The sequence below is a fragment of the Nocardia rhamnosiphila NBRC 108938 genome (assembly GCF_000720425.1).
GTDB classification, from domain to species: Bacteria; Actinomycetota; Actinomycetes; order Mycobacteriales; family Mycobacteriaceae; genus Nocardia; species Nocardia rhamnosiphila.
Genome location: NZ_JOAJ01000074.1, coordinates 1 through 282 on the forward strand (window position 1 = coordinate 1; position 282 = coordinate 282).

General features: G+C 73.4%; 1 pseudogene. It reads right to left on the reverse strand.

What is annotated here, in order from left to right:
* Positions 1 to 270: pseudogene (locus IG75_RS0135785) on the reverse strand (MFS transporter); the annotation flags it as partial.
* Positions 271 to 282 lie beyond the last annotated feature (12 nt).

Sequence of the window (282 nt, forward strand, 5' to 3'; positions counted from 1 at the left end):
GCTCTTGGGCGTGACGGCCAGGATGACGCCGGGCATCGCGGCCGAGAAGCCGCCGACCCCGAGGCCGAGCACGCCCATCGCCGCGAACAGTTCGGCCAGGTCCGACCGGGCCGCCGCGAACAGGGCGAACCCGCCGCCGACCACGACGGCGCTGCCGGCCAGCAGCAGGGGGTCGGAGATCCGCGTCCGGATCCGCGGCGTGAGCTTGCCGGCGACGAACCCCAGCACCGAGAACGGGATGAGGACCAGCCCGGCGACGAAGGTCGTCAACCCGAAGCCGTA